Origin of the sequence: Streptomyces sp. NPDC012474 (assembly GCF_042955185.1) — a bacterium.
GTDB lineage: Bacteria > Actinomycetota > Actinomycetes > Streptomycetales > Streptomycetaceae > Streptomyces > Streptomyces cahuitamycinicus.
The window spans coordinates 84,633-111,496 of the sequence record NZ_JBIBEP010000023.1; the positions used below are offsets into that span (position 1 = coordinate 84,633).

24 protein-coding genes and 3 pseudogenes are annotated in these 26,864 nt (G+C 73.2%); 8 read left to right on the forward strand and 19 right to left on the reverse strand.

Features of this window, described 5'->3' with window-relative positions; all coding sequences use genetic code 11:
• Nucleotides 1–8 precede the first annotated feature (8 nt).
• Nucleotides 9–356 carry a hypothetical protein gene (locus ACFY9S_RS35670; protein WP_391137169.1) on the reverse strand — a complete coding sequence of 116 codons (348 nt, stop codon included), beginning with the start codon at nt 354–356 and terminating at the stop codon, nt 9–11.
• A gap of 196 nt (nt 357–552) precedes the next feature.
• Between ACFY9S_RS35670 and ACFY9S_RS35675 the strand changes: the two genes are divergently transcribed.
• The gene (locus tag ACFY9S_RS35675) at nt 553–1,023 is read left to right on the forward strand and encodes a DUF6328 family protein (RefSeq protein WP_102911611.1); all 471 of its coding nucleotides are present in this window, start codon (nt 553–555) and stop codon (nt 1,021–1,023) included.
• A gap of 225 nt (nt 1,024–1,248) precedes the next feature.
• On the opposite strand, the gene ACFY9S_RS35680 is transcribed toward ACFY9S_RS35675, so the two are convergent.
• Nucleotides 1,249–1,674 carry an SsgA family sporulation/cell division regulator gene (locus ACFY9S_RS35680; RefSeq protein ID WP_102911607.1) on the reverse strand — a complete coding sequence of 142 codons (426 nt, stop codon included), beginning with the start codon at nt 1,672–1,674 and terminating at the stop codon, nt 1,249–1,251.
• A gap of 62 nt (nt 1,675–1,736) precedes the next feature.
• On the reverse strand, nt 1,737–2,777 hold the full coding sequence (locus tag ACFY9S_RS35685; protein WP_391137172.1) for a hypothetical protein: 1,041 nt from the start codon (nt 2,775–2,777) through the stop codon (nt 1,737–1,739).
• A gap of 143 nt (nt 2,778–2,920) precedes the next feature.
• On the opposite strand from ACFY9S_RS35685, the gene ACFY9S_RS35690 reads away from it, so the two are divergent.
• Nucleotides 2,921–3,616, forward strand: a complete 696-nt coding sequence (locus tag ACFY9S_RS35690; RefSeq protein WP_391137175.1) for a hypothetical protein — start codon at nt 2,921–2,923, stop codon at nt 3,614–3,616.
• Here ACFY9S_RS35690 and ACFY9S_RS35695 read toward each other — a convergent pair.
• Entirely contained in the window at nt 3,513–4,484 is a 972-nt protein-coding gene (locus ACFY9S_RS35695; protein ID WP_358959892.1) for an LLM class F420-dependent oxidoreductase, read from the reverse strand. The genes ACFY9S_RS35690 and ACFY9S_RS35695 overlap by 104 nt on opposite strands.
• A 72-nt stretch (nt 4,485–4,556) precedes the next feature.
• Between ACFY9S_RS35695 and ACFY9S_RS35700 the strand changes: the two genes are divergently transcribed.
• Nucleotides 4,557–6,008 carry a serine hydrolase gene (locus ACFY9S_RS35700; RefSeq protein WP_391137179.1) on the forward strand — a complete coding sequence of 484 codons (1,452 nt, stop codon included), beginning with the start codon at nt 4,557–4,559 and terminating at the stop codon, nt 6,006–6,008.
• Here ACFY9S_RS35700 and ACFY9S_RS35705 read toward each other — a convergent pair.
• From ACFY9S_RS35705 to ACFY9S_RS35730, 6 genes are all read right to left on the reverse strand, one after another.
• Nucleotides 6,000–7,661, reverse strand: coding sequence for a protein kinase (locus tag ACFY9S_RS35705; RefSeq protein ID WP_391137182.1), 1,662 nt, complete (start codon nt 7,659–7,661; stop codon nt 6,000–6,002). The genes ACFY9S_RS35700 and ACFY9S_RS35705 overlap by 9 nt on opposite strands.
• 341 nt (nt 7,662–8,002) lie before the next feature.
• Nucleotides 8,003–8,962 (reverse strand): pyridoxal-phosphate dependent enzyme, encoded by a 960-nt coding sequence (locus tag ACFY9S_RS35710; protein ID WP_391137185.1) that lies wholly within the window; start codon nt 8,960–8,962, stop codon nt 8,003–8,005.
• Nucleotides 8,963–9,227: 265 nt separating this feature from the next.
• Nucleotides 9,228–10,250: a polyprenyl synthetase family protein gene (locus ACFY9S_RS35715; protein ID WP_391137188.1), complete on the reverse strand. Its 1,023-nt coding sequence runs from the start codon at nt 10,248–10,250 to the stop codon at nt 9,228–9,230.
• Between the two features lie 86 nt (nt 10,251–10,336).
• On the reverse strand, nt 10,337–11,392 hold the full coding sequence (locus ACFY9S_RS35720) for a tetratricopeptide repeat protein (protein ID WP_391137191.1): 1,056 nt from the start codon (nt 11,390–11,392) through the stop codon (nt 10,337–10,339).
• A 172-nt stretch (nt 11,393–11,564) separates the two neighbouring features.
• Nucleotides 11,565–12,242, reverse strand: a complete 678-nt coding sequence (locus ACFY9S_RS35725; protein ID WP_391137194.1) for an AIM24 family protein — start codon at nt 12,240–12,242, stop codon at nt 11,565–11,567.
• Nucleotides 12,243–12,319: 77 nt separating this feature from the next.
• Nucleotides 12,320–13,603, reverse strand: a complete 1,284-nt coding sequence (locus tag ACFY9S_RS35730; RefSeq protein ID WP_391137197.1) for a CAP domain-containing protein — start codon at nt 13,601–13,603, stop codon at nt 12,320–12,322.
• Between the two features lie 378 nt (nt 13,604–13,981).
• Between ACFY9S_RS35730 and ACFY9S_RS35735 the strand changes: the two genes are divergently transcribed.
• On the forward strand, nt 13,982–15,223 hold the full coding sequence (locus tag ACFY9S_RS35735) for a GDSL-type esterase/lipase family protein (RefSeq protein ID WP_391137200.1): 1,242 nt from the start codon (nt 13,982–13,984) through the stop codon (nt 15,221–15,223).
• 30 nt (nt 15,224–15,253) lie between these two features.
• On the opposite strand, the gene ACFY9S_RS35740 is transcribed toward ACFY9S_RS35735, so the two are convergent.
• From ACFY9S_RS35740 to ACFY9S_RS35760, 5 genes and pseudogenes are all read right to left on the reverse strand, one after another.
• Nucleotides 15,254–18,190, reverse strand: a complete 2,937-nt coding sequence (locus ACFY9S_RS35740; protein ID WP_391137203.1) for an AAA family ATPase — start codon at nt 18,188–18,190, stop codon at nt 15,254–15,256.
• A gap of 110 nt (nt 18,191–18,300) precedes the next feature.
• Nucleotides 18,301–18,654, reverse strand: coding sequence for a UBP-type zinc finger domain-containing protein (locus ACFY9S_RS35745; RefSeq protein ID WP_391137206.1), 354 nt, complete (start codon nt 18,652–18,654; stop codon nt 18,301–18,303).
• Nucleotides 18,651–18,940: pseudogene (locus tag ACFY9S_RS35750) on the reverse strand (ATP-binding protein); the annotation flags it as partial. The gene ACFY9S_RS35745 and the pseudogene ACFY9S_RS35750, both read right to left, overlap by 4 nt.
• Nucleotides 18,941–19,624 (reverse strand): annotated as a pseudogene (locus tag ACFY9S_RS35755) (response regulator); the annotation flags it as partial. It lies immediately after the preceding pseudogene.
• A 106-nt stretch (nt 19,625–19,730) separates the two neighbouring features.
• The gene (locus ACFY9S_RS35760) at nt 19,731–20,084 is read right to left on the reverse strand and encodes a VOC family protein (protein WP_391137209.1); all 354 of its coding nucleotides are present in this window, start codon (nt 20,082–20,084) and stop codon (nt 19,731–19,733) included.
• A 63-nt stretch (nt 20,085–20,147) separates the two neighbouring features.
• On the opposite strand from ACFY9S_RS35760, the gene ACFY9S_RS35765 reads away from it, so the two are divergent.
• On the forward strand, nt 20,148–21,029 hold the full coding sequence (locus ACFY9S_RS35765; RefSeq protein ID WP_391137211.1) for a universal stress protein: 882 nt from the start codon (nt 20,148–20,150) through the stop codon (nt 21,027–21,029).
• A 13-nt stretch (nt 21,030–21,042) separates the two neighbouring features.
• Here ACFY9S_RS35765 and ACFY9S_RS35770 read toward each other — a convergent pair whose 3' ends face one another.
• A complete protein-coding gene (locus ACFY9S_RS35770) occupies nt 21,043–22,314 on the reverse strand; it encodes a DUF4032 domain-containing protein (RefSeq protein ID WP_391137214.1) in 1,272 nt (423 codons plus the stop codon).
• Between the two features lie 170 nt (nt 22,315–22,484).
• Nucleotides 22,485–23,108, reverse strand: coding sequence for an alpha-ketoglutarate-dependent dioxygenase AlkB (locus ACFY9S_RS35775; RefSeq protein ID WP_391137216.1), 624 nt, complete (start codon nt 23,106–23,108; stop codon nt 22,485–22,487).
• Nucleotides 23,109–23,208: 100 nt separating this feature from the next.
• Between ACFY9S_RS35775 and ACFY9S_RS35780 the strand changes: the two genes are divergently transcribed.
• The gene (locus ACFY9S_RS35780; protein ID WP_391137219.1) at nt 23,209–23,847 is read left to right on the forward strand and encodes a TetR family transcriptional regulator; all 639 of its coding nucleotides are present in this window, start codon (nt 23,209–23,211) and stop codon (nt 23,845–23,847) included.
• A gap of 17 nt (nt 23,848–23,864) precedes the next feature.
• Nucleotides 23,865–25,538, forward strand: coding sequence for an FAD-binding dehydrogenase (locus tag ACFY9S_RS35785; protein ID WP_391137222.1), 1,674 nt, complete (start codon nt 23,865–23,867; stop codon nt 25,536–25,538).
• A gap of 28 nt (nt 25,539–25,566) precedes the next feature.
• On the opposite strand, the gene ACFY9S_RS35790 is transcribed toward ACFY9S_RS35785, so the two are convergent.
• Nucleotides 25,567–25,911, reverse strand: coding sequence for a DUF488 family protein (locus tag ACFY9S_RS35790; protein ID WP_391137225.1), 345 nt, complete (start codon nt 25,909–25,911; stop codon nt 25,567–25,569).
• Between the two features lie 138 nt (nt 25,912–26,049).
• Here ACFY9S_RS35790 and ACFY9S_RS35795 point away from each other — a divergent pair.
• Nucleotides 26,050–26,492, forward strand: a pseudogene (locus ACFY9S_RS35795) (DUF6098 family protein).
• A 44-nt stretch (nt 26,493–26,536) separates the two neighbouring features.
• Here the strand turns inward: ACFY9S_RS35795 and ACFY9S_RS35800 are convergent.
• Complete coding sequence (locus ACFY9S_RS35800; RefSeq protein ID WP_391137228.1) at nt 26,537–26,791, reverse strand: WhiB family transcriptional regulator; 255 nt, start codon at nt 26,789–26,791, stop codon at nt 26,537–26,539.
• Between the last annotated feature and the right edge of the window lie 73 nt (nt 26,792–26,864).

Consider the following 26,864-nt stretch of genomic DNA (forward strand, 5'->3'; position numbering starts at 1 on the left):
ACCGGTTCTCACGGCTCCAGGAGCAGCTCCCTCTCCTGCTCCTGGTCGCCGGAGGCGGCACCGTCGTCGCGTGCCGTGAACGCCCGGGTGAGCGTGTCGCTCGCCCGGCGCACGGCCTCGGGGCTGCCCTGCACGGTGACGCTCACCGGCGCGGACAGCCGCCCGGAGCCCTCCCCGCCACCGCCGGCGGGACCCGTCTCCCTCTCCCCGTCGAAGGTCGCCGTGTGCACCGTCGCGTTCTCGTCGGCGGGAATCTCGTCCGGCGCCCCGAAGGCGCCTTCCAGGGCGCGGACGACCGTCCGCGCGTCGTCGGCGCCTCCGCCGCTGAGCGTCACGGTGAGCTGCGTACCGGACATGCGTCCACGACCTCCTCGGGCTCTGCGTCATTCGCGCCGTCCGTGTAACCGTCCACTGATCGCTCAAACCGCCGCGGCCCCCGGGACGACGACTCGTTACGGGGAACCCGGGAAAGAGGAGGGCTCAGGGCTCACACCGGGGGCTCAGGACTCACACCAGGAGGAAACAGTGGCGGACACGGCGGAGGGCGGGGCCATGCGCCGGGGGCGCAACGAGACGGAGGAGGAGAGAGCGGACCGGATGTGGCAGGAACTCATCCAGGAGGTCCGCGTGGCGCAGATGGGCGTGCAGATCCTGTTCGGCTTTCTGCTCACCGTGGTGTTCACCGAGAAGTACGACGACCTCTCCGCCACCGACCAGACGATCTACCTGGTGACGGTCGTCCTGGGCGCCTGCGCGACCGGGGCGCTCATCGGCCCGGTGTCCCTGCACCGCCTCGTCTCCGGGCGGCGCGTCAAGCCCCAGGCGGTGCAGCTGGCCTCCCGGCTCACGCTGCTCGGACTCGTGCTGCTGCTCGCCACGACGACCGCCTCGCTGCTGCTGATCCTGCGCGTGGCGACGCACGACGGCTTCGTGCCCTACCTGGTCGCCGGGGTGGTCGCCTGGTATCTGCTGTGCTGGTTCGTCCTGCCGCTGTGGACGCGGCACCGCTACACGGCGAGGTGACGGTACGGCCGCCCGCTGCCGGGCCGGGCACGCGGCTGAGCAGCGACTCGCCGGCCACGCCGATGAGTACCGACTCGGCCGGGTACCCGGCCGGGCAGCGGCACCACGGCCGCCCACCTCGGCACCACGGGTCGGGCGGCCGGCAGCCGGCTCTCCCTCGGCAGCGCGTCGTCCCGGCCGGAGCAGTGCCTCGGCATGAGGACGCCCACACGGACCGGCCGTGATTCAACCCCCGGCGAGCACGCCCGCCAGGAAGTCGTCGACGTGGACCTCCTCGCGGCCCGGCTGCACCACGTCGTACGTCTCGCGCAGGAACGCGGCGAACCCCGGCGCCCAGGCGAAGACCACCGCGTGGTGCCGTCCCCCGTCGGCGCGGGCGTCGCCGAGGAACTCCATGCGCAGCTCCTGCCACATGCCCCGGGATTCCGGGCGCATCCGCACGTCGCCCACCCCCACCGGACGCCGCAGCGCCTCACCGAGCATCTCCCGGTCCAGCTGCCACCGGGCGAGTACGCGGCCGTCATGGCTGAAGACCACGGTGACGGCGAACGGGTCCGCGGCGTCGTAGCTCAGGTGGGCGAGCACGGAGAAACGGTCCGTGTCGCCCGCCTGGAGCTGCACCACCAGGGTCTTGTGGACGAACGAGTTCACGAGAGGGCCTCCGGGAAGAACCGACGTAGAGCCCTCTAGTACCCCCGATCCCGCCGGAATGCTCAGCCGACCGGGTGATTCCCGCGAGCACCGCGCAGCGACTCGATGCAGACGGCGACGGCCCGCTGCAGATCCTCCAGACGCTGCACCATGTCGTCCTCGTAGAACTCCCCGGCGTCGTCGAAGGTCAGCTCCTCGAACACCTTGGTCGCCTTCTGCAGGCTGCTGTAGAACTTCGTGCGCCGCTCCTGCACACGCAGCCCCGGATCGCCCTCCACGACATCGACGACGCGGGACTTCATCGCGCCGTACGCCTCGGCGGCCCACTCGCCGGCGTCCTCGCCCTCGTCCAGCTCGTCGATGAGGGACAGGTGCCGCTCGGCCTCCTGGCGCAGGTCGGCGGGCGCGTCGACGGTCTGCCCGGCGGGCGTCCTGAACTGCCCCGACTCGGCGATCTGGCGCACGTAACCGATCCGGTCGGCCGCCCTGCTCTCCCCGGCGACGGCCTTCTTCAGCTCGTCGGTGCGCACGACGTCACGGGCCAGTTCCGACTGGAGGTCCGGGTCCTCCCGGACCCGGTCCAGCAGGGCCTGCCGGGCCGCGCGGGCGGTGGAGGGGTCGGCGAGGATCGCGGCGCGCAGGGCGGTGGGGTTCTCCGCGACCTCCAGGGCCTTCGTGGGCCGGATGCCCTCCGCCTCGGCGGCCTCGGTGATGGCGGTGCCGCGCTCGGAGGTCGCGCTGTTGCGGGAGACGTAGTAGCTCGGCCACACGTCGGCGTCCGGCAGTTCCACTTCCTGACCCGGCGTCAGCACCTCGAAGTGCGGGACCATCCCGTCGTCGGCCGCCCGGTCCCAGGCCTTGTAGTAGCGCATGACCCGCTCAGCGGAACAGCCGGCGAGTTCCGCGAACTCCTTCGCGGACACCTTCGGCGTCTCGTCCGCGCCCTGCCCGCCGGGCCGCACGCTGCGCGCCACCTTGAGCCCGAAGGCCCACCCTCCGGTCCGGGCGTACGCCCCGAACTCCCGCGCGTCCCGCGCGACCGGGTCGGAGACGGGCGCCGGGGCAGCGGGGGACGTCTCGGGCGGGGTGATGGCTACGGTCACGGACGACTCTCCTGAGGCGGGCGGGCGGACGGGACGGCACGAGGTGCGCACGGAAGCCTAGCGGCACCCGCTGACCTCGCCCTTCACCGCCCGGCGCCGTAAATCGCTTCCCCTGCCGGGCGGGGTGCGTGACGATGGCCGGCATGGTGCGACCCGAGCCGGACGCGGCGCTGCGCCGCTGCGCGGAATGCGGTGGGTACGCGTACGCAGGTGCGCCCGACTGTGCCGCCTGCCGCGCCCTGGTGGACGGCATCGTAGAGGGGGAGTGGGCCGCCTTCCTGCGGCAGCGGGACACCGTCGCGGGCGGCGACCAGGAACGGGCACTGGCCGAGACGGTCGCGGCCGAACCGCACCGGCACGACTGGCGGATCGTCGACGCCGCCCTCGACCGGCTGGTGTGCCCCGACTGCCGGGCCCGGCTCGCCCGCGGCCCGGCCGGCTGCGCAGCCTGCGACCTGGCGCACGGCTTCCGCTACGCCGCTATCGAGACGGACCGTCCGGGCGTCCCGCCCGGCAACGAACACGCGATCCGGGTCAACGTCTCGGTGGTGCGCAGGCCGCAGGTCACCTCCGAGAGTGAAGTACTCGTCCGGCGCCTGCTGTTGCCCCTCCTGCTGGCCGGGTTCCTGCCCACGACCGAGGAGGCCCAGCGGGTGAGCGCGCTCGTGAAGAGGAGCCCCCCGGGCCGGAGGGCTCATCTGGTCGAACGGGCTGTGCAAGCGCTGGCCGACGACTTCAGCCGAACGCGTCACGCAGCGCCGGCAGCAGGGTCTTCTCCGACCAGTCCAGGTACGCCGGCTGCGACTCGCCGCCGATCTGGACGAGGGCGACCTCGGTGAACCCGGCCTCGGCGTACGGGCGGACGGCCTCGACGAACGCGTCCGGGTCGTCACCGCACGGGATGGCGTCGGCGACGTCGTCCTGCGTGACGAACTGGGTCGCCGCCTCGAAGGAATCCGGGTGCGGCAACTCAGAGTTGACCTTCCAGCCACTGCCGAACCAGCGGAACTGGGAGTGCGCCCGCTTGACGGCCGTGTCCCGGTCGGGGTCGTAGCAGACCGGCAGCTGGCCGACCCGCGGCTTGCCCTGTCCGCCGTGCCGGTCGAATGCCTCCAGCAGCCCGGCCTTGGGCTCCGTGGCGATCACCAGGTCCCCGAGCCGGCCCGCGAGTTCGCACGACCGCTCACCGGAGACGGCGACACCGATCGGCGGCGCCTCGTCCGGCAGGTCCCACAGCCGGGCCGACTCCACGTCGAAGTGCGTGCCGCGGTGGTTGACGTGCCCGCCCTCGAAGAGGGCGCGGATGATCTCCACGGCCTCCTCGAACATCTCGTGCCGCACATCGACGGACGGCCAGCCCCCGCCCACCACGTGTTCGTTGAGGTTCTCGCCCGAGCCCAGTCCCAGCCGGAACCGGCCCTCGGACAGCAACTGCAGCGTCGCCGCCTTCTGCGCCACCACCGCGGGGTGGTAGCGGAAGGTCGGGCACGTCACGTACGTCATCAGCGGGATCCGTGACGTGGCCTGGGCGGCCGCGCCCAGCACGGCCCACGCGTACGGCGAATGCCCCTGCGAGCGCAGCCACGGGAAGTAGTGGTCGGAGGTCACCGAGAAGTCGAAGCCGGCCTCCTCGGCCCGGACCACATGGTCGACGAGGTCACGAGGGCCGGCCTGCTCGGTCATCATCGTGTATCCGATTTGCACCATAACCCGCGAGTCCCCTGACAGCGGGCCCGGAAACGGCTCGATCAAGGCCGCCGACGGGTGCAGGATGCATCCATGAGTGCTTCCGCCCTGCCGTCCTCCGGACCCGCCGCACAGGGGGTCGACGCCTCCGGAGTCCACGCCTTCCTCGACGCTCTCGAAGCCGCCCCCGAGATCGAGCCGCACAGCCTGATGATCATGCGGCACGGGCAGCTGGTCGCCTCCGGCTGGTGGGCGCCCTACACCGCCGAACGCCCCCATCTGCTGTACTCGCTCAGCAAGAGCTTCACCGGGACCGCGGCCGCCCTGGCGGAGGCCGAGGGGCTGCTCGACTTCGACGCGCCGGTGATCTCGTACTTCCCGGAGTCCGAGGCCGGCGTCACCGACCCGCGCAGCCGGGCCATGCTCGTACGGCACGTGGCGTCCATGGCCAGCGGCCACCGGCGGGACACCGTTGACGAGGCCTATGGCCGCGACCCCGCCGACCCCGTGCGAGGGTTCCTGCACCTGCCGCCGGACGGCGACCCGGGCACCGTCTTCGCCTACAACCAGCCCGCCACCCACACGCTGGCCGCGATCGTCCAGCGCGTGACCGGCCAGTCGCTGACCGAGTACCTGCGCCCCCGGCTGCTGGACCCGCTGGGCATCGGCGAGGTGGCCTGGCTGCGGGACCGCACGGGCCGCGAGATCGGCTTCAGCGGTCTGCACGCCACCACCGACGCCGTGGCCCGGCTCGGCCAGTTGTACCTGCGCGACGGGCTCTGGGAGGGCGAACGGCTGCTGCCGGAGGGATGGGCCGCCCGGGCCTCGCACCCCCGGATGCCCACCGCCGGGGCCATGGGTGACGAGGACCGGCAGGACTGGGACCGGGGCTACGGCCACCAGTTCTGGACGTCCCGGCACGGCTACCGGGGCGACGGCGCGTACGGCCAGTTCTGCCTGGTGCTGCCGGAGCAGGACGTGGTGATCGCGTCGACCGCGGCGACCGAGTGGATGCAGCAGTACCTGGACCTGGTCTGGGCGCATCTGCTGCCCGCGTTCGGCCCCGAGCCGCTGACCGGCCGCGAGGCCGCCGACGCGGAGCTGCGCGAGCGCCTGGACCGGCTCGCACTGCCGCCCGCCCCTGGCCGGTCCGCGCCCCCGGACCGGGTCCGGGACTGGGCCGGGGCAGCGTTCACGCCCCTGGCGGGGCCGGGACCGATCCGGTCCGCCGGGCTCGCCCGGGACGCGGACGGCTGGACGCTCACGCTCACCGGAGAAGGGGACCGGCCGGACCGGCCGGACCGGCTCGTCCTCCGCCTCGCACGGGAGGGCTGGACGGTCGCCGAGGAACCCGTCCCGACCGCGGTGAGCGGCGGCTGGACCGATGCCGGCACGCTGTCCGTCGCGGTGGTGTTCCTGGAGACCCCGCACCGTCTGGCGCTGGCCTGTTCCCTCGCGGACGGGACGCTCACCGCGCACTGGCTCACCGAGCCGCTGCACGGCGACCGGCTCACCGGCCTGCGCGCCCCGCGCCGCTCAGCCTGACTCCGGCCGGAAGGTCTTGAAGAACGTGCGCAAGGCCTGCTGGTTGGCGGCGTCGTCCCAGTCGGCGTCCGGGGTCGTCCAGCGCAGCGAGAAACTCCGGCCGCCGCCCAGCAGGAGACCCCGGCCGAGGGTGTGCACCCGGGTGCCGTCGACGTCCGCGGTCCACTCCATGTCGGCGGCCTCGCGGCCCTGGTACGTCGTCGCGCGGATCGCCCCGATCCGGTCGTAGTCGTCGGCCTGCTTGAGGTTCGGCTCGACGTCGTCCCGCCACACGGCCACGGGGTCCGGACCCGCCTTCTCGCTGTAGGTGACGGCCAGCGTGCGGTCCCCGCCCTCGGCGCCGAAGACGACCCGGTAGGCATCGCCCTCGCGGTCGGTGTCCAGCCGCTTGAAACCCTCGGGGAGCGCGACGGAGAAGCCCTCCGGCGCGCGGTAGCGCTGGAAGCCGGGGGGCAGGGCCGTGGCCGGGGCGGACGGCGTGGGCGTGGGAGCGGAGGACGGGGGCGACGGAGTGGGCGTGGGGGAGGGAGAGGGGGACAGGGAGGGGGACTCGGGCCGGCTGGGTGCCCCGGACGGATCGGGGCCGCCGCCGGTGCCCTCGCCCGGTGTGGCGGCGGAGGCCGGCGGCCGGGCCGGCGATTCGGCCGCGTCGCTGCCGTCGTCCGTGCCGGGCAGCCCCTGGGTCGCGGCGAGCACGGCGACCGCGACGGTGACCACGGCCAGAGCCGTCCCCGCCACCATGGTCCGTCTGCTCCACGCCGGGCTCCCCGGCCGCACAGCGGCGTAGGCGCCGCGCAGCCGCGGGGCCGGCGCCGCGGCCAGGGCCGCCTCGGGGTCCTCGCTGAGCGCGCGGGTCAGCGCCTCACGCACCACCGGGCGGGTCAGCCGCTCCCGGGACTCCTTGCGGAGCAGTCCCTGCACGACCTGGGTGAGCGGCCCGGCGCGCACCGGCGTGCGCAGCGGCAGCCGGTCCACGCCCTTCAGGGTGTTCTCGGGACGCCCCCGGTCCCGGAACGGCGGGCGCCCCTCGACCATCGTGTACAGGATCGCGCCCAGCGCCCACAGATCGGCCGCGGGACCGATGCGCTGGTCGCGCGCCTGCTCCGGGGACGCGTACGCCGGTGCCGTCAGACGCGGCGCGAGGGTCGCGCCGGCCAGGCCGAAGCCGGTGACGACGACCGAGTGGTCCTCGCGCACGAACACCTGGCCCGGGCTGAGCTCTCCGTGTGTGATGCCCTGGGCGTGCGCGGCGTCCAGCACGTCGAGCAGCTCCAGACCGATCCGCGCCGCCCGGACGTAGTTGAACGTGCCCTGCTCCGAGAGGAGCTCACCGAGAGGGGTGCCGTCGATCCACTCGTTGACGGTCCACAGGGCGCCGGTCTCCTCCACGGCGTCGACGACGGTGGCGATCCGGCCGGGACACAGCAGCACCATGTTCTCGGTCGTCCGCAGCAGGCGGGCGGCGGCCCGGCGCTCGGCCTCGCGCGGGTCCTCCGGAAGCCCGATCTGGGTCACGAGGCACGGACGGGAGATCTCGCCGGTCCCGGTGTCCTCGGCGTACCAGCAGATGCGGTTGGTCTCCCGCTGGATGATCTCGAGCAGCCGGTACCGGCCGGCGACCAACTGGTGTGTGGAGACGTGCGCCCTGCCCATGGCCATCCCTCGCTGGAAACCTGGCTCTCACCTTTTCCAGAGGTACGGGGAGTGAGCCCGTCCGCGTTCAATCGGATCGCAACTCCGTGTCCATTCTTGTCTTTTGTTCAAGAGATGGGATCAAGTGTACGAGGGAAAAAGGTCATTCGCGGGCTCCGGTGCGGTTCACCTCGGCCGCCCGGGCCGCCACGGGCGCGAGGAATTCGCCCGCGGCGGGCCGTGGATTAGCCAATTCCTGCCCGGCCTGGTGGTAACCGGCGGTAAATGCGGACGTGAACAAGGTCCGAACTCGAAGCCCTCCGATGAATTCCGCGACTGATTGCCCGACAGCGGCCGGATCGTCAGCGCAGACCGAAGCGTCGTGACCAGGCGAACAGATCGCCCGTCGTCACGTTGCCCCCGCACACCACCAGGCCGAGCCGGGCGCCGTCGCCGACCCGCTCCAGGATCTTCCGGGCGGCGGGGAGCAGACAGCCGGCCGCCGGTTCGGCCCACACCTTGGCATGGTCGGCCAGGTCGAGGGAGCCCTGCACGGCCTCCCGGTCCGGAACCACGAGAACCTCGGTGACCAGGGCCGAGACATGGTCGTAGGTCAGCTGCGACACGGACGGGGCGCTGAGCGTGGAGACGATCGACGACAGGGCGACCGGCAACGGGCCGCCCGCCGCCAGTGCCTCCGACATGGCCTGCGCGCCCTCGGTCTCCACACCCCACACCCGCACCCCGGGCCGCTGGGCCCGCAGCGCGGCGGCGACACCGGCGATCAGGCCGCCACCCCCGATACTCACGAGGACGTCGGTGAGCTCACCGGCGTCGGCGGCGAACTCCAGCCCGACCGTGCCCTGCCCGGCGATCACCACCGGGTCGTCGAAGGGGTGGACCAGGGTCAGTCCCTCCTGCTGGAGCCGCGTCGCGAGAGCGAAGGCACCGTCCATGCCGTCGGTCAGCCGCACCGACGCGCCGGCGGCCTCCGCGATCTCCACGGCACGGGCGGGTGCCGAGCGCGGCATCACCACCATGGCCTTCACATCGAGGGCCGCGGCCATGACCGCCAGGGCGATCCCGTGGTTGCCGCCGCTGACCGCCACCACCCCGGCGGCCCGTTCGGCCCCGCCCAGCGAGAGCAGCTTCGCGGTCGCCCCGCGCGCCTTGAACGAGCCGGTGCGCTGCAGCAGTTCGAGCTTGGCGGTGACCGGCGCGCCGAGCAGCTCCGACAGTCCCGGGCTGTCCACCGTCGGGGTGCGTACGACGTGCCCGGCGATCCGCCCGGCCTCGGCTTCGATCTCCGAGATGCCGATCATGGCAGCCATCCTTCCGGCGCGGGGTCGCGGAACGCGCCGTGCCGAACCCTGACGCGCGGAAGGGGGTGTGGTCAACGCGGTGCGGCCGGGGGAGCGCGAGCTGGCGGATCGCGTCGGCGAGGGTGGGTGGTGTGCCGCGTGCCTGTGGCTGGAGCGGGGGTCGGCGGGTCGCGTCGGCGAGGGTGGGTGGTGCGCCCCGCGCCCGTCGGCCTCGCCGGAGAGCGAGCGCCACTGCCCGCCCGGAGGGCGGGCCGTTCGCGCCGGTTCAGGTGTCGCGCCGTACCAGGTAGGCGAGCAGCGACCGCAGGTCGTCGGCGGCCCGCGTGGCCAACGGCGCCCCGGCGAGCGCCGTCTCGACGGCGCCGATGTGCCGCCGGGCCTGCGCCATGGCCGCCGAACGGCCGCCCGCCTCCTCGATCAGCACCGCCGCCGTCTCCGGCGCATCCCCCGTCTCCAGGAGTGCGGCGACCCGGCCGCCCAGGGGGGAGCCGAGTGCTACCAGCACCGGGTACGTCTTCTTCCGCTCGCGCAGATCACCGTGGACCGGCTTGCCGGTGATACAGGGATCGCCCCAGATCCCCAGCACGTCGTCGACGATCTGGAACGCGACTCCGAGGTGCCGGCCCGCCCGCTCGAGCGCGGCGGCCGTCTCGGTGCCGGCACCTGCGAGCACGGCACCGAGCGCTGCCGCGCAGCCCAGCAGCGCGCCCGTCTTGCGCTCCGCCATCGCCCGGTACTCGTCCGGTCTCACCCGCTCCGGCCCCGTCCACGGACGGTCGGCGAACAGCAGGTCGTCCGCCTGCCCGCGTACCAGGTCGCCCAGCGCCACGGACAGGGTCCGAACGGCTCCAGCGCCTCGCGGCTGCGCGGCGAGGGTCTCGACGGCCAAGGCGAACAGGGCGTCGCCCGCGAGTACAGCTGGCCCCGTGCCGTAGGCCTTCCACACGGTCGGGCGGCCCCGCCGGTCCGCGTCGCCGTCCATGATGTCGTCGTGCAGCAGGGAGAAGGTGTGCACCAGTTCCACCGCGACGGCCGCGGCCACACCGGCCCGCCCCGGCGCACCGGCCGCCTCGGCCCCGAGCACCGCGAGCGCCTGCCGTACGCCCTTGCCACCGGAGGCGACGGACGGCGCACCGCCGGCCTCGCACCAGCCGAAGGAGTACGCGGCCATCTCACCGACCCACGGGTGCAGCCGTCCGACGGCCTCCTCCAGGGCGGGCCGGACCAGGGCGCGACAGCGGTGGAGGACCGGGGGGATGTCATCGGTGCCCACCGCGAGATCGCGCATCTCGCCCCGCCGTACCGTGCGAGCGGTCGGGGCACTTCGGGCGGAGCCGGTCGCCCTCGTCGCCTTCACCGTCCTCGGCGGCGCCGTCACCGTGCCGCCTCCGTCGCCGGCCCGGCCGCCGGTATGCCGAGTTCCTCATGGGCCCGGGCGACCATGCGGCGGGCGTGCTGCAGGCCGATGCGCTCCAGCAGGCCCGCCAGGTCGGCCAGTTCGGCTGCCGTCTCGTCGGCGTCGCGGCCCAGGCGGGCCAGGGACTTGGCGAGGCCCAGCCGCGACAGCGCCTCCCCGCGCGGCTCGCTCATCTCACGGAACTCATCGAGCGCCTGCTCGTACAGCTCGCGTGCCTGCGCGTAACGCCCCGCCCGGTACAGGACGTTGCCGCGCATCTTGTGGTTGTAGGCCAGCGCGCTGGACAGCCGCATCGTGCGGCATGTCGTCTCCGCCCGGCTCAGCAGCTCCAGGGCCCGCTCGGTGTCGCCGTCGCGCACCGACACCACATCGGCCAGTCCGCGCAGCGCCCAGGCGTGGCCGCGCCGGTCGTCGGCACGCACGGCGATCTCGGCGGCCTCTTCGAACAGCGCGTACGCCGTGTCGTAGCGCCCGGTGTTGCGGTGCATCTGCGCGATGCCCTCCAGCGCCCACACCGTGTGCCGCGCCTCCCCGCGCCGCCGGGCCTCGGCGAGCAACTGCTCGTGCAGCCGGCCGACGGCCTCGTAGTCGCCCTGGATGCGGCCGGTCTCGGCCAGGCCGGCCAGCGAGTAGCCGCGGACGACGATGTCCCCGCCCTGTTCGCCCAGGTCGGCCGCCAGCCGGAGCAGCCTGCGGGCCAGCGGCAGCGCGCCGCGCTGCCGGGCCAGCGTGCCGCCGCTCCACAGCGCCCAGGCCATCGCCCCGACGTCCCCGGCCTGCCGGGCCGCGCGGTAGCTCGCCTTCCAGGCCCGGTCCGCGTCCTCGACCCGGCCCAGCCGGCGGTGCGCCTCGGCCACCGCGAGTCCGGAACGCGCCGCGTCCCCGGGCTGCCCGGCGCGCTCGGCCGCTCTCAACTGCTCGGTACCGGCGGCCAGGACCTCGGTCAGTGAGGAGTTGACGGACAGGGTGGTGAGCGCGCCCTGGTACTCCGGGGCGAATGCCTTGCCGTACATCGATGCCTTTCGGTCCGTATGCACCTCGTGTATACGCTGTGCGTATACATGAGGCGTATAGAAGGGTGGACACCTGCCCTGGCCACAAGGGCCAGGGCATCACCTGTTGCCGATCAAGACGTCGACGCCACGGCCCGGGTTGCCTCTGAGGCGCAGATCACCCGGGGAGTGCTCAGTGCTGGCCGGCTTTGTGCGGTGTCGCCTCGCTCGGCCGGACGACGACGTACCCCTCGCCCTGGAGCAGCAGTTGCACGGCCTCGCCGGAGCCGCCGCGCAGCATGGAGCCGATGGACTGGGAGCGGTGCAGCGAGGTCTGCAGACCCGCGGTCCAGCCGACGATCGCGTCCGTGTCGACATACACCGGGTACTGCGGCGAGACGGGGATGACGAGCGGATTGCCCTCGCAGACCAGGCCCAGCTTGCCGTGCCCGGTGAAGACGCTGTTGAACAGGCCGCCGCCGGTGATGCCGGCGCCCTTCACGGTCGCGATGCGGTAGGACAACGTGGCGTCGAAACACAGGACGTTGCGGCCGTTGACCGTGAACTCGTCGCCGGGCTCGACATCGACGATGAAGCAGTTCTGCGCCTCGTGCGCGAACCAGGCCTCACCCTGCCCGCGCACCGCCATCAGCGGCAGCCCCTCACCGGTGACCGCGCGCTTGAGCATGCCGCCCACGCCCTGGCCCTTGCGCTCGAACTGGAGGTTGCCCCGGTAGGAGATCATCGCGCCCTGCCGGGCCAGCATCTCGCCGTTCACCGTGTACCGGACACACTTGGAGTTTTCGATCGTCATGCCCGGCGCCACGGCCGGCTGCACCATGTGCTCACTGGAAAAGAGGTCACCCTTCATACCGGCATCCTCGCCCGGAGCGTCTCCCTCCGCCAAGATCGCGCGGGAGACCGGGTCCCGCGGCGCGGTCGCCGGCGTCAACCGCCGAAGAGCTGCGTCCAGTACGTGCCCGCCCGGCCACCCCCGGCGAAGCCGATGCCGATGTGGGTGAAGCCGGGTTCGAGGATGTTGGCCCGGTGGCCGGGACTGTTCATCCAGCCCTCCACGACGTCGGCGGGGGAGCGCTGGCCGCAGGCGATGTTCTCGCCGATGGCACGCCGGGTCGAACCGGCCGCGGCGGCCCGGTCCCAGGGTTGGGAACCGTCGGGGGCGGTGTGCGCGTAGAAGGCGCGGGCCACCATGTCCGCGCTGTGCGCCTGGGCGGCGGCCGTGAGCAACGGGTCGGCGGCCAGGGGCGGGAGCCCGGCCCGGGTTCGCTCCCGGTTGGTGAGGTCGATGACGGCCGCCGCCGTGCCGGCCAGCCCGTCCGGGGTGAACGGCCTGGCCCACAGTGCTGTCCAGAAGGTGTCACCGGACGGGCCGTCGTGCACCCGGGCGAGTCCGGCGTGGGTGAACGCCGGGTCGTGCAGGGTGCGCCGGGGCCCGTCCGTGCGCACGCAGTACGCGACGAACTCGGCGGCCGTGCGCGGTCCGGACACCAGGTGCTCGCCGATGGTGAGGTACGGGAACCCGGAGCCGACGACGCGCTGGTAGACGGAGACGCCGTCGCGCGTCTCGACGCCGAGACGCCCGGCGGCGGCCATGGCGGCGGCATGCTCGCGAGCCGCCGACACCAGGCGGGAGTCAAGGAGGAGCGGTGGAGAACCGGCCGCGGCCCGCGCGGAGTTGACCAGAGGCAGGAAGCCGTCGGGATCGGGGGCACTGGAGGCGCCGGAGGGTGTGTCGTCCACGACGTCCACGCCGAAGTCCCGTGCGAGCCCCGCCAGTCCGTCGGCGTACCCCTGGCCCAGGGCGCGCAGCTTCCAGCGGCCGCCGCGCCGGTAGAGCTCCGCCAGCAGCAGCATGGTCTCCTGCCCAGGGGGCGGCGGGGTGAAGCGGGCCAGCGGGCTGCCGCCGGCGTCGGCGACGTGGAGCGTGGGGGAGGGCAGGCCGCCGAGGGCGGTCGCCGGGTCGGCGGGGCTGATGACGACCGTGACCCTGGTCGCGCCGGTGCGCAGTCCCGGCGGGTTCACCGTGAGCGTGTCGCCCCGCAGGACGGCTCCCGGCGCCGACGGCTGGTTGTAGAAGACGAAGTCACCGTCGCCACGGACCTTTCCGCCGTCGTCCGTCACGAGCGCGGACACGTCGAACGGCCCGGGCACGCGTACGCTCACCGCACCGTCCGGGAGCGTCAGATTTCCCCCGGGAACCAACTCGTCCATCGTGCCGCCCTGCCCTCCCCGCGCGGGACCGGTTGCCCGGACAACGGCCGCCGGAGCACGGGGGTTCCCGGCGCGGGAACCCCGGCCGGCCCGGCGCGGGAACCCTGGCCGGCCCCCAGTGCGGGAATTCTGGCCGGCACCGGGCGCGTCGTGCGCGGCGGCTTCGCCCCGGCTCGTGCCCGCGGTACGGCGCGGCGGCTTCGCCCCGGCTCGTGCCCGCGGTACGGCGCGGCGGCTTCGCCCCGGCCCGTGCCTGCGGCGCGGCACGCCCGGCGACGCCACCCCGCACAGCCGTCGACGAACCGCACCACTACCGTGTCCTGGGCCCCGTGACACCGCCCGCCCGCATCCCACCGACCGGCCGAAGGAGCGCCGACGATGCCCCGCACCGCACGCCCCCGCTGCCGTGCCGCCCTGGCCGCCCTCTCCACCTGTGTCGCACTGGGCTGCGGAACCGGCACGGTACCTCCGGGGGACCAGCCGAGCCCGCCGCCCGGCGCCCCGACGGCGGCCGGGCGGGGCGTGGTCACCTGGGCCTCCTCCGCGGGCCACATCGGCGAAGCGGTGAAGGCCCGCGGCTACCGGCTGATGGTGCACACCAGCGTCGGCGGCAGCGACCTCAGGGTGCGGCTGTCCAACGCCTTCGGCGACCAGCCGGTGACGTTCGGCAACGTCCACGCGGGACTGCAACGGGACGGCGCCGCACTCGTCCCCGGCAGCAACAGGCGCCTGACCTTCCGCGGCGCACGCTCCGTCACCGTGCCCGCCGGCGGCATCGTCTACAGCGACCCGCTGCCCGGCCACGTCCCCGCCGGGCGCACCCTCGCCGTCAGCCTGTACGTCCCCCGGGCGGGCGGCCCGCTCACCGGGCACTGGCTGGCGATGCAGACGTCGTACACCACGCACGGCGACCACACCGCCGAGGAGGGCGCGGCCCACTGGAAACAGCGGACCGGCTCCTGGTTCTACCTCGACGCCGTCACCGTACGGCCCCGCAAGGGGACCGGCGCCGTGGCCGCCCTCGGCGACTCCATCACCGACGGCTGGCAGTCCACCACCGGCCGGGACCGCCGCTGGCCCGACTACCTGGCCCGCCGCCTGGCCGCGTCCGGCAGCACGGTCGAAGGCGTGGCCAACGCGGGCATCGCCGGGAACAAGGTCATCCTCGACGGCCCGGGACAGAGCGCGCTGAACCGCATGGAACGGGACGCGCTCTCCCTGCCGGGCGTACGCACGGTGTTCCTCTTCCAGGGCGTCAACGACATCAAGGCCGAACCCGGTGCCACGGGTGCCGGGCTGATCGACGGGTACCGCACGCTGATCGACCGGGCGCACGCGGCCGGGAAGTGCGTCGTCGGCGCCACGATCGCCCCCTACAAGGGGTGGCAGGAGTGGGACCCCGCCGGGGAAGCGGTGCGACGGCAGGTCAACGCCTTCATCCGCGACAGCGGCGCGTTCGACGCGGTCACCGACTTCGACCGCGTCCTGCGCAGCCCCCACGACCCCGAAAAGATGCTCCCCGCCTTCGACGGCGGCGACCACCTGCACCCCAACGACAAAGGGATGCAGGCGATGGCCGACGCCGTCGATCTCCGAAGCCTCGACTGCCGGACCGGCTGACACCGCCCGCCACGGCGCAAGGCCGCCCGGTCAGCCGGACGTCGACGGCTCCGGGGCGATGAGGCCCTCGCGGTAGGCGACCGCCACGGCCTCCCCACGGCTCGACGCGCCCAGCTTGGCGAGGATGTTGGAGACGTGGACGCTCGCGGTCTTGCCGGTGATGAACAGCTCCTCGCCGATCTGCCGGTTGCTGCGGCCGAGAGCGAGCAGCCGCAGCACGTCCTGCTCGCGCGCGGTGAGCACGGCCGCCCCGTCGTCGCCGCCGGGCCTGTCCGACAGCCGGCCGCGACGGACCAGGGCGTCCACCTGCTCCCGCAGGGGCGCGGCACCCAGGAGGTCCGCGCTCTCCCGGACCGCCCGGGCCTCCGCCGCGGCCTCCTCGCGATGCCCGGCCGCCACCAGGGCCTCGGCGTACCGCAGCCGGCACCGCGACCGCTCGTAGACGTCGCCGTAGCCGAACGCGGCCACCGCCTCCGCCCAGGCCGCCACATCCGGCCCGGACCGCGCCCGGAGCCACTCCGCCTCGGCACGCGCCAGCCACGCCTGCCCCTCGGGGCCCTGCGCGGCGCCGTTCTCACCCCGGCAGGCAATGGCCCGCGCCAGTTCCACCAGCTCCGACGCGGTGTCCGTCCAGCGGCGCGCCCCGGCCTCGTCCCCGGTCAGCCGCAGCCCGGCGGCCGCGTCGGCCACCGCCGCCAGCGCCAGGGCGGCGAGCCGGACCGTCACGTCGGGGCGGGCGCCCGTCTCGTCGGTGAGAGCCGTGACCGTGGACCGCATCCACCGCACCGCGTCCTCCGGATCACCACGCAGCGCCGCCGCGTCGGTGAGCACGATGCCCGCCACCAGGGCGGCCATCCAGTCGAACGGCCCCTCCAGCAGGGCACGCGCCCGGTCGGCGGCCGTCACGTCACCCCGCGCGAGCGTCACGAACAGCGCGGGGCCCATCGTGTACCCGCCGGCGGCCGGCAGCACCTCGGCGTCGGCCGCCGCCGCGCGCACACACTCGTCCCAGCGGCCCAGCACGTTGAGCACCAGCAGCCGCAGATAGCGCATCTCCAGCGGGTACGGCGACGACAGCAGCCCGGCGCGCCGGGCCCGGTCCAGGCCCTCCGTCAGGAAGGGCACGCACTCCGCCAGGGCACCGGACTCGTAACAGCCCATGGCCAGATTGAACAGGGCACGCAGCTCGACGGGCGCGTTGCCCGAACTCCGGGCCAGTTCACGAGCCTTGAGCAGTCGCTGACGACCCTCCCGGCCGCGCCGCCCCTCGCCGTCGAAGACGGCCAGGGAGATCAGCAGGTCCGCCTGGGCGTCGGTCACCCGCAGCCGCTCCGCCACTCCCAGGGCCCTGCGGGCGACCTGCAGCGCGGTCCCGTTCTCCCCGACGTGGCGTGCGGCCAGGACGTGCGTGGCCGCCGCCCACACCCAGGTGCGCGACGCAGGCTCCTCGGGGATCATCGCCAGGGCCTCGCTGCTGTAGGCGAACGCCGCCGTCAGGCTGTCCACCCGCAGCAGGTCACCGGCGAGCGTGTAGCGGACCCGGGCGGCGAGTTCGGAATCGGCGTCCTGGCCGAGCTCCGCCAGTGCGGACCGGGTGAGGGAGACCGCGCGGTGCAGCTCCCCGGCGTGCGCGGCCGCCGCGGAGGCCCGCAGGGTCAGCGTCACCCGGTCGACACCCACGCCCGACGGACGGGCCTCGGCGGCGACAGCCGGCCACAGATCGAGGGCCGCTTCGAGATGCCGCTGCTCCTCGGCCGGCGCGCCGACCTGCTGGGCGTGATCGGCGGCCTCCAGCGAAGCGGCCAGCGCCTCGGCCAGGTCGTGGCTCTCCCGGTAGTGATGGGCGCGCTCGGCGGCACTCTCGGCGCGGTGCCCGCGTCCGGCGAGCAGCCGCGCGAACGCGCCGTGCAGCCTCGCCCGCTCCCCGGGCAGCAGATCGGCGTAGACGGCTTCGCGGGCGAGGGCGTGCCGGAAGGAGTACGTGTCGTCGTCCCCGGCGACGAGCAGTTGCCGCCCCACCGCAGCACGCAGTGCCGACTCCAGCTCCGGCTCCGGCAGCCCGGCCGCCTCCCGCAACAGATCGTGCTCCACCCGGCGTCCGGCGACGGCGGCGGTCCGCAGCACCTGCTGCGCTGTCTCGGAAAGCTGCTCGAAACGGATCAGCAGCACATCGGCGAGCCCGCTGGGCATCCCACCGGACTCCGTGTCCGTGGCCGCGAGCAGCTCCTCGGCGTAGAAGGCGTTCCCCTCGGCCCGCTCCACGATCCGCCGTACCGTCGCCTCCGGCAGCGGTCTGGGCTCCAGGGCGCGCACCAGTCGGTCCACATCGGGGTCGGCCAGCGGCCGCAACTCCAGCCGCTCTACGAGGGGCAGCCGTATCAGCTCCGCCAGCAGCGGCCGCAGCGGATGCCTGCGGTGCAGGTCGTCGGCCCGGTACGAGGCGAACACCGCCAGCCGGTGCCGGAGCACGCCCCGGCCGAGCAGGAACCGCAGCAGATCGCGCGAGGACTGGTCGGCCCAGTGCAGGTCCTCCAGCACGAGCAACAGCGGCGCGACCTCCGCGACATCGGCCAGCAGCCCCGCCATCCCCTCGAACAGCCGCAACCGCCCGTCCACGTCCCGCACGGAATCGGACCCGGCCCCCAGCAGCCGCTCGACGGCGGGATGGGCGGCCAGGGCGGAAGCGAACCGCTCATCGCCCGCGAGTACACCCAGCACCTCGGTGAAGGGCAGATAGGGCAGACCGACATCCCCGAGATCCACACAATGCCCGGTGACCACGGTCATTCCGGCGTCAGCGGCCAGTCCACCGACCTCGTCCAGCAGCCGGGTCTTGCCCACCCCGGCGTCCCCGGCGACCAGCACGGCCCGTGCCTCACCGGCACGAGCACGCTCCAGCACGGAGGAGAGCCGGTCGAGTTCGGCTTCCCGCCCGACGACCGGCGTGATGAAGGAAATGTTCGGCACTGAACCAACTCTCTTGAGGGCGCGGGGCTGTGGCGTTGTACGGCTCCGCCGCGTGGGCGCGGTCAACCACCGACAACCCGCAGCCGCAACGAAACGACGGACCCGGGCCCCTAGGCCCGCAAAACCCTCGCCCAGTCATCCGGCACCCGCCCCGCAGGCCCCGGTACCGGCTGATCCGCGGGATGACTCACCGGCGCGGCCAGCTCCGGCCCCGACTCGTACAACTCGTTCGTCGAGTAGTCCCAGTACCAGTCCTCACCCGGCTCGAAGCTCTGGACCAAGGGATGCCCCGACTCCCTGAAATGAGCCGTCGCGTGCTTCGCCGGAGAGCTGTCGCAGCACCCCACGTGCCCGCACCGCGCACACCGCCGCAGGTGGAACCACCACCCGCCCGCCGCGTCGCACTCCGCGCAGCCACTGCCGCTCGGCGCGGCAACCGGGTCGATTCCGTTCTCCGCACTCATGCCGACTCCTCCTCGACCGCTGTCAGCGGAAGCAGTACCTGGAAACGCGTGGCGCCCGGCTCCGACTCCACCTGGATGCTCCCGTGGTGCTTGTCGACCACGATCCGCCAGGAGATGCCGAGCCCGAGCCCGGTCCCCTCACCCACCGGCTTGGTGGTGAAGAAGGGATCGAAGATCCGCCCCCGGTCCTGTGCCGAAATCCCGACGCCCTGTCACGGAACTCCACCAGCAGCCGGTCGTGGTCCGAGGCCGTCCGCACCGTCAACGTCCCCTGCCCGCCCGCGCTGTCGGCCGTCGGGGTCGTCGCCGGCCCGACCCGGGTGGCGAGGTCGACGGCCTCCGGCTCGACCAGCGGTGTCCCGTCCGGTGTGACCACCACCGGCAGTCGCCTCCCGTCCTCGCCGGCCGCGGCCGGCAGCCGCCGCCCCTCCGGCTCGTCGGCGGAGTACCAGCGGTACGCCACCTGGTTGCGGGCCAGGAACTCCCGTACGTCCGAGGAGCGCGACGACCACCGGTGCCCCACGACCTTGGTGCTGGGCACGGGCCGGAAGTCGCTGGACTGCCACGCCCGGAGCAGATCGTCGAGGACCGGGTACAGCTTCTCCTCGGGCGGGTCCCACGGCTTCAGCAGATAGTGGTCGAGGTCGACGACGTTGATCGCGGCGTTCGTGTCCGCGTACGCGGTCAGCAGCACGCGCCGCGCGCCCGGGCAGACGTCCAGGGCCTCTTCGAGGAACTCGATGCCGTTCATGCGCGGCATGCGGTAGTCGGCCAGGATCACCGCCACGAGATCGCCGCGCAGCTTCAGCTCGCGCAGCGCGTCCAGCGCGGACTCGCCGGACTCCGCCCGCACGATCCGGTACGACGCGCCGTACCGTCGCCTCAGGTACCGGGCCACGGCCCGGGAGACACCCGGGTCGTCGTCCACGGTCATGATGACGGTCCGCGCCGAATCGGCGGCCTGTGCCATGCGTCCCCCACGCCGGGCGGTCGACTCACGGCGCGGCGCCCCGGAGCACCGCGCCGACCTCCGCCCATCGTATGTTCGATCGCTGCCCGGCGCCCGGATACGGGGATCAGCTCCGGGGGGACCCCAGCACGCAGAACTCGTTGCCCTCCGGGTCGGCGAGCGTCACCCACGACTGCTCGCCCTGCCCGACGTCGGCGTGCCGCGCACCGAGCGCCAGCAGCCGTGCCACCTCGGCCTCCCGGTCGTCGGGCCGGAAATCGAGGTGGAGGCGGTTCTTGATCGTCTTACGCTCCGGCACCGTCGTGAAGAGCAGCCCCGGCAGCCGGTCCGGGGCGGGCCGGATCTCGAACTCGTCGGGTGCGTCGTTCACCACCACCCAGCCCAGAGCCTGCGCCCACCTGCGGCCGAGGGCCTCCGGTTCGGCAGAGTCCACCATGACCTGTTCCCACCCCAGCGACATGCGGGCAGTGTAGTGAAGACTGATCATGAGCACGTAGTGATTTCCACGAGGGGAGACGGCCGGATGACACGCCCGATCACGGCAGGGGTCGACGGATCGCAGGAGAGCCTCGCGGCCCTCGCCTGGGCGGCGCGGGAGGCGGTACGGCGCGACCGGCCGCTGCGCGTGGTGCACGCCTGGCGGGTACAGCCGCAGGAGGCGCTGGAAGCGGGGATCGAGGGGGACGCGGACAGCCAGAGCGAGTGGGTGCACAGCGCAGTGACCGAGGCCGTCGGGACGGTCATCGAACGGCATCCGGACCTCGCGGTCACCACCGCCGTCGTCGAGGGCCCGGTGGCCGACACCCTGGTCGCCGCCGCGGCCGACGCCGAGACGTTGGTGCTCGGCTCGCGCGGGCACGGCCGCATCGTCGGATTCCTGCTCGGCTCGGTCGGCCAGCAGGTGATCGCCGCGGCCACCCGGCCCGTGGTACTCGTCCGGGCCGGTGACGAGCCCTCGTCCGAGGCCGCCGGGCGCGAGATCGTCGTCGGACAGCAGGGTGACCCGGAGGACAGCGCCGACGCGTTGCGCTTCGCCTTCGAGACGGCCGCCGCGCGCGGGGCGACCGTACGGGTCGTACGGGCCTGGAACCTGCCGCCCGTCTTCGCCTACAGCCCCGGCTCGCTGAAGCTCCTCGACGAGGCCGGCGGTCTGGAGCCGTACGAGAAGAAGAGCCTGGCCGCCGCGGTCCGGCCCTGGCGGGAACGCTTCCCGGACGTGCCGGTCGAGGAGCACGTGGAGATGGGCAGTGCCAGTCAGGTACTGCTGTCGGTGGCCGGGACGGCCCAGCTGATGGTCGTCGGCCGCCGCGCCCACCGCACGGCCGTCGGAGCCCGCATCGGCTCGGTGGCCCACGGGATGCTGCACCACGCGGACTGCCCGGTGGCGGTGGTGCCGCACGGGTGAGGGCGCCGGCCGCTCACTCCGCCGTCGGCTGCAGCGTCTGGCGTGCCATGGGCAGGATGTTCCGGATGTAGTCCTCGACCACCGCGTCGAGGCCGATGTCGTGCTGGGCCCGCTCGGACAGGTACCAGCGGTGTTCGAGGAGCTGGTGGTAGATCTCCGCCGGGTCCATGGCGCCGCGCAGTTCGAGGGGCACGGCTCGCACGGTCGGGCGGAACACCTCCCGCACCCAGCGGTGGGCCAGCACCTCCGGGCGGGTGCCATGGAGGTTCCCCCTGTTCGAGCGAAGCCGAGAACTGGGGGCAGGGGCGCCCGGGGTGTAGTCGTCCTGGGTCGCCATCCAGCTCTCAAGGTCGTTGAGCAGCCGCCGGGCCTGGTTCTCCTCCGCGTCCAGCCCGGTCAGGCGCAGCAGCTGCCGCTGGTGGTGGCCCGCGTCGACGACCTTGGGCACGAAGCTGACCGTGTCGCCGTTCGAGGCGTGCTCGATCTGCATCTCGGCGACGTCGAAACCGAGGTCGTTGAGGCGGCGGATCCGGCGTTCTATGTAGTGGTACTTGCCGGCCGGGTAGACGGAGGCCCGGGTCAGTTCCTCCCACAGTCCGCGGTAGCGGGCGCAGATCTCCGTGCCGAACTCGATCGGGTCCACGGACGGGTGCAGTGCCCCGGAGGCCTCCAGGTCCAGCAGCTCCCCGCTGATGTTCACCCGGGCGAGGTCGAGGTCGTAGTCCCGCTGCCCCGAGCTGAGCTGCGGATGCAGGTCACCGGTCTCGGCGTCGACCAGGTAGGCGGCGAAGGCGCCCGCGTCGCGCCGGAAGAGCGTGTTGGAGAGCGAGCAGTCGCCCCAGGCGAACCCGGCCAGGTGCAGTCGCACCAGGAGGACGGCGAGCGCGTCCATCAGCCGGTGCATGGTGGCCGGGCGCATGGTGGTCTCGAACATCGAGCGGTACGGCATCGAACCGCCCAGGTGCCGGGTGATCAGGACGCTCTCCAGCGGGGCCCCGCTCGCGTCGGTACGGCCCGTGACCACGGCCAGCGGGTCCACCGACGGGATGCCGAGCCGGTCCAGGTCGCGCAACATGTCGTACTCGCGCAGCGCCGGGCGCTCGGCCAGCTCCTTGACGGCGATCACCTCGTCGCCTGCCCGGGAGTAGCGCACCACGTGCCGGGAGATACCCCGCGGCAGCGGCACCAGGTACTCCTCCGGCCAGTCCTCCAGGGGCACGTCCCACGGCAGTTCCAGCAGGAGCGCGGGGTGCTCCGGATCGGTCGCGCTGATCTGCAGTGCCATGGGCTGGGTGTCCTTGTCTCGCCGCTGATCGTCACATCAGACTAGAGGGCGCCTTCCAGGGCCCGGGCAGCGGCGTCCCGCACCGGCCCGGGCCCACAACGGCCTCCGGGGAACAGCCCGCCTCGGCGAGCGAGGCCAGGAGCAGAAGCCGTACCCCGGTCGGTCCGCCCTCAGCGCACGCCGTGCGGGCGGAACTGGATGCTGATGCGCGGCCCCGTCGCGCGGGTGCTCTTGGGGATCGCGTGCTCCCAGGTGCGCTGGCAGGAGCCGCCCATCACGACGAGGTCGCCATGGCCCAGCGGACGGCGCACGGTGTCCCGGCCGCCCCCGACGGGGCGCAGCAGCAGGTCCCGGGGCGCTCCGACCGACAGGATCGCGACCATCGTGTCCTCGCGCGCACCGCGTCCGATCCGGTCGCCGTGCCAGGCCACACTGTCCCGGCCGTCGCGGTAGTAGCACAGCCCGGCCGTGGTGAACGGCTCGCCCAGCTCCTCGCCGTAGCGGGTGCCGAGTGCCTCCCGGGCTTCGGCCAGCACCGGGTGCGGCAGCCGGTCGTCCGCGCCGTAGAAGGCGAGCAGGCGGGGGACGTCGACCACGTTGTCGTACATCGTGCGCCGCTCCGCCCGCCACGGGACCTCGGCCGCCAGTCGTTCGAACAGTTCGTCGGAGCCGTGGAGCCACCCGGGCAGCACGTCGAGCCAGGCGCCGAAGCCGAGGTGGGTACGGCTGATCCCGTCCAGGGGGCCGAGGCGCACCTCGTCGGCCTGGTCGAAGAGGGAGCCTTGCAGGTGCATGCCGTCAGCGTACCTCTGAATCGAATGCATGTTCCATCGGAAACCTCTCTTTCGATACACCGGTGTATCCAATACAGTCCTGTATCGAAAGGGGGGCGGCATGCCTGTCGAGGGAAGCACCGGGCGCGTGACCAGACGCCGTGCCCACACGCGCGCCAACCTCCTGGAGGCGGCGTTCTCCGTGTTCGCGGCCAAAGGCTTCGGGCACGTCTCGATCGAAGAGGTCTGCGAGGCCGCCGGCTACAGCAGGGGTGCCTTCTACTCCAACTTCTCCAGCCTCGACGAGCTGTTCTTCGCCCTCTACCGCGAGCGGGCCGACCTGATCGCCGAGCAGGTGTCCGGCGCCCTCGCCCTCGACGGACCCGACCTCGACGTGCCCGCCGCCGTGGACCGCGTCACCGACGTGCTGCTCCTCGACCGTGACTGGCTCCTGGTGAAGACGGACTTCCTCGTGCACGCCGCCCGCGATCCGGAGGTCGCGCAGGGCCTGCTCGAACACCGCGCGCGGCTGCGGCAGGCCATCGCCGACCGGCTCGGCCGGGCCCGCGGGCACACCGCGCTGCCCGCCGTACTGGGCGACACCGACGGCGCCGCCCGTGCCGTGGTCGCCGCGTACGACGGCGTCACCACGCAACTGCTCCTGGACCGGGACGTGGAAAGCGCCCGTGCCTGGCTGAAGCAACTGCTCACGGCCCTGCTGACCGATGGCAGCGGCACCCTCGCCCACACGAAGAACTGAAGAAGGGAACGGTCGCCATGGATGCCGATGTCATCGTCGTCGGAGCGGGTCTCGCCGGTCTGGTCGCGGCGCACGAGCTGACCAGCAGGGGCCGGCGGGTCGCCCTCGTCGACCAGGAGAACGCCGGCAACCTCGGCGGCCAGGCGTTCTGGTCCTTCGGCGGGCTGTTCCTCGTCGGCTCGCCCGAACAGCGGCGCCTGGGCATCAAGGACTCCTTCGACCTCGCCTGGAGCGACTGGCGCGGCAGCGCGGGCTTCGACCGGCTGGAGGACGAGGACTCCTGGGCCGTGCGCTGGGCCCGCGCCTATGTCGAGTTCGCCGCGGGGGAGAAGCGGTCCTGGCTCGACGGGCACGGCATCACGTTCCTGCCCACGGTCGGCTGGGCAGAGCGGGGCGACCTCACGGCAGACGGGCACGGCAACACCGTGCCCCGCTTCCACGTCGCCTGGGGCACGGGCACCGGCGTCGTCGAACCGTTCGTGCGCTACGCCAAGCAGGCCGCCCGCGACGGCCTGCTCACCTTCCACCACCGGCACCGCGTCGACGCACTCGTCGTCGAGGGCGGCACCGCCCGGGGCGTACGCGGCACGGTCCTGGCCGAGGACCCCTCACCCCGGGGTGTCGCCTCCAGCCGCGACGCGATCGGCGAGTTCGAACTCACGGCCCAGGCCGTCATCGTCACCAGCGGCGGCATCGGCGCGAACCACGACATCGTCCGCCGCTACTGGCCCGAGCGCCTCGGCACCCCGCCGCGCGAGATGGTCACCGGCGTCCCCGCCTATGTCGACGGGCGGATGCTCGACATCAGCGCCGAGGCGGGCGTCCGGCTGGTCAACCGCGACCGTATGTGGCACTACACGGAGGGCCTGCAGAACTGGGACCCGATCTGGCCCGGTCACGGCATCCGCATCCTGCCCGGCCCGTCCTCGATGTGGTTCGACGCCCTAGGCCGACGTCTGCCCGGGCCCTGTCTGCCCGGCTACGACACCCTCGGCACCCTGAAGCACCTGCGCACCACCGAGGACATCGCCGGTTACGACCACTCGTGGTTCATCCTCTCGCAGAAGATCATCGAGAAGGAGTTCGCCCTGTCGGGCTCAGAGCAGAACCCCGACATCACCGCCAAGGACCGTGCCGGATTCCTCAAGGAACGCATCCTCGGCAAGGGCGCGCCCGGGCCGGTCGACGCGTTCGTGCGCAAGGGCGCCGACTTCGTGACCGCGGCGGGCGTCGAGCAGCTCGTCGAGAAGATGAACGCCCTCACCGACAAGCCGCTGCTCGACGCGGCCGAGATCAAGCGCCAGATCGAGGCCCGCGACCTGCAGATCGCCAACCCCTACGCCAAGGACGCCCAGGTGCAGGGCATCCGCAACGCCCGCCGCTACATCGGCGACCGCCTCGGCCGGGTCGCCACCCCGCACCGCATCCTCGACCCGGCGGCCGGGCCGCTGATCGGCGTCAAGCTGCACATCCTCACCCGCAAGACCCTCGGCGGCATCCAGACCGACCTCGACTCCCGAGCCCTCGGCACCGACGGCAACCCGGTCGAAGGTCTGTACGCGGCCGGTGAGGTCGCCGGATTCGGCGGCGGCGGGGTCCACGGCTACAACGCCCTGGAGGGCACCTTCCTCGGCGGCTGCCTCTTCTCGGGGCGGGCGGCGGGCCGGGCGGCGGCGAAACAGACCGCCTGACCTCGCCGGACGGCCCGCCCCCTCATCCTCACAGGAGGCGGGCCAGTACCGTCGCGTGGCTCTCCTGCGGCGTCTTCGAGGCGGTCAGCAGCGTCACGTCCCCCTTGCGGAGCAGCTCACGCACACCGTCGAGGGCCTCGGCGGCCTCCTCGGCGGCGAGCTCCGCCTCGTACCGCTCGGCGAACTCCTCGTACGAGCCCTCGCCCGCGTGGTACCAGCGCCGCAGTTCCGTCGACGGAGTGATCGCCTTCGGCCACTCGTCCACCCGAGCCGCGTCCTTCGCCAGCCCCCGCGGCCACAACCGGTCGACCAGGACCCGCACCCCGTCCTCCGGCTCGGGCGGATCGTAGACGCGGCGTACGCGAACACTCATGCTCGGCCCCTTCTGCGACGGGCGGGTGTGCCGCGAGCGTAACCCTGCCCGGCGCCCGGTGCCCGGCCGCGCCGAACAGCCGATTCGCGCCGAGCGGGTACTCCGTCCGCCGACGGCGTCGAGGGAGGAGGACACGGCATGAGTGGATCGGACGAGCTGCCGGTCGTGCGCACACTCGCGGACCTCGCCGAGCTGGTCGAACGGCACCAGGCTTGTACGTCCGCTGGTCGCGCGGCCCCGCGACCGATCTCCGCGACGTGTCCAGCACCGACGACCTGACGGGCGTGTCCATGCCTGGCCTGTCCGTCAACCCCCTCGACGTCGAGAACCGGTGGGAGGACCGGCCGGTCCGGGTGTGGGTGGCGCGTCGCCTGCACGACTACGCCCATCTGCCGCACGAGAAGGGGCCCGGCGTACGGGCCTGGGTGCTCGCGGGCAGGGAGACCTCCCGCGGGCCCGACAACGAACCGCTGGTCACCGACGTCCGGCCGATGTGCTGGATCGACCCGCAGGTCATCGACGAGGCGCAGACGGAGGTGGCCCGGCCGGAAAACCCCTGGGGACCGCTTCGGCGCGGATGAGCGCCGCAGACGAGCGCTGGGGTTCCCAGGGGTGGGGGCCGGTGTCAGCCGGAGCGGCGGCGGGCGGCCGCGCGGCGCTTCAGTGCACGCCGCTCGTTCTCGCTCGTCCCGCCCCACACGCCGATGGACTGACCTGTGTCCAGGGCCCATTGCAGACACTGCTCCTGCACGGGGCAGCGCCGTCGGCACACCGCCTTGGCCTGCTCGGTCTGCAGCAGAGCCGGCCCGGAGGCGCCGATCGGGAAGAAAAGCTCGGGGTCCTCGTGCCGACAGGCAGCGTGGTCTCGCCAGTTGTCCATCGAAGTCACCTGCATCGCAGTAGAAACGTGCTCTCTCGGATGCTTACTCCTCTTCGGGTCACCTGTCGACGGT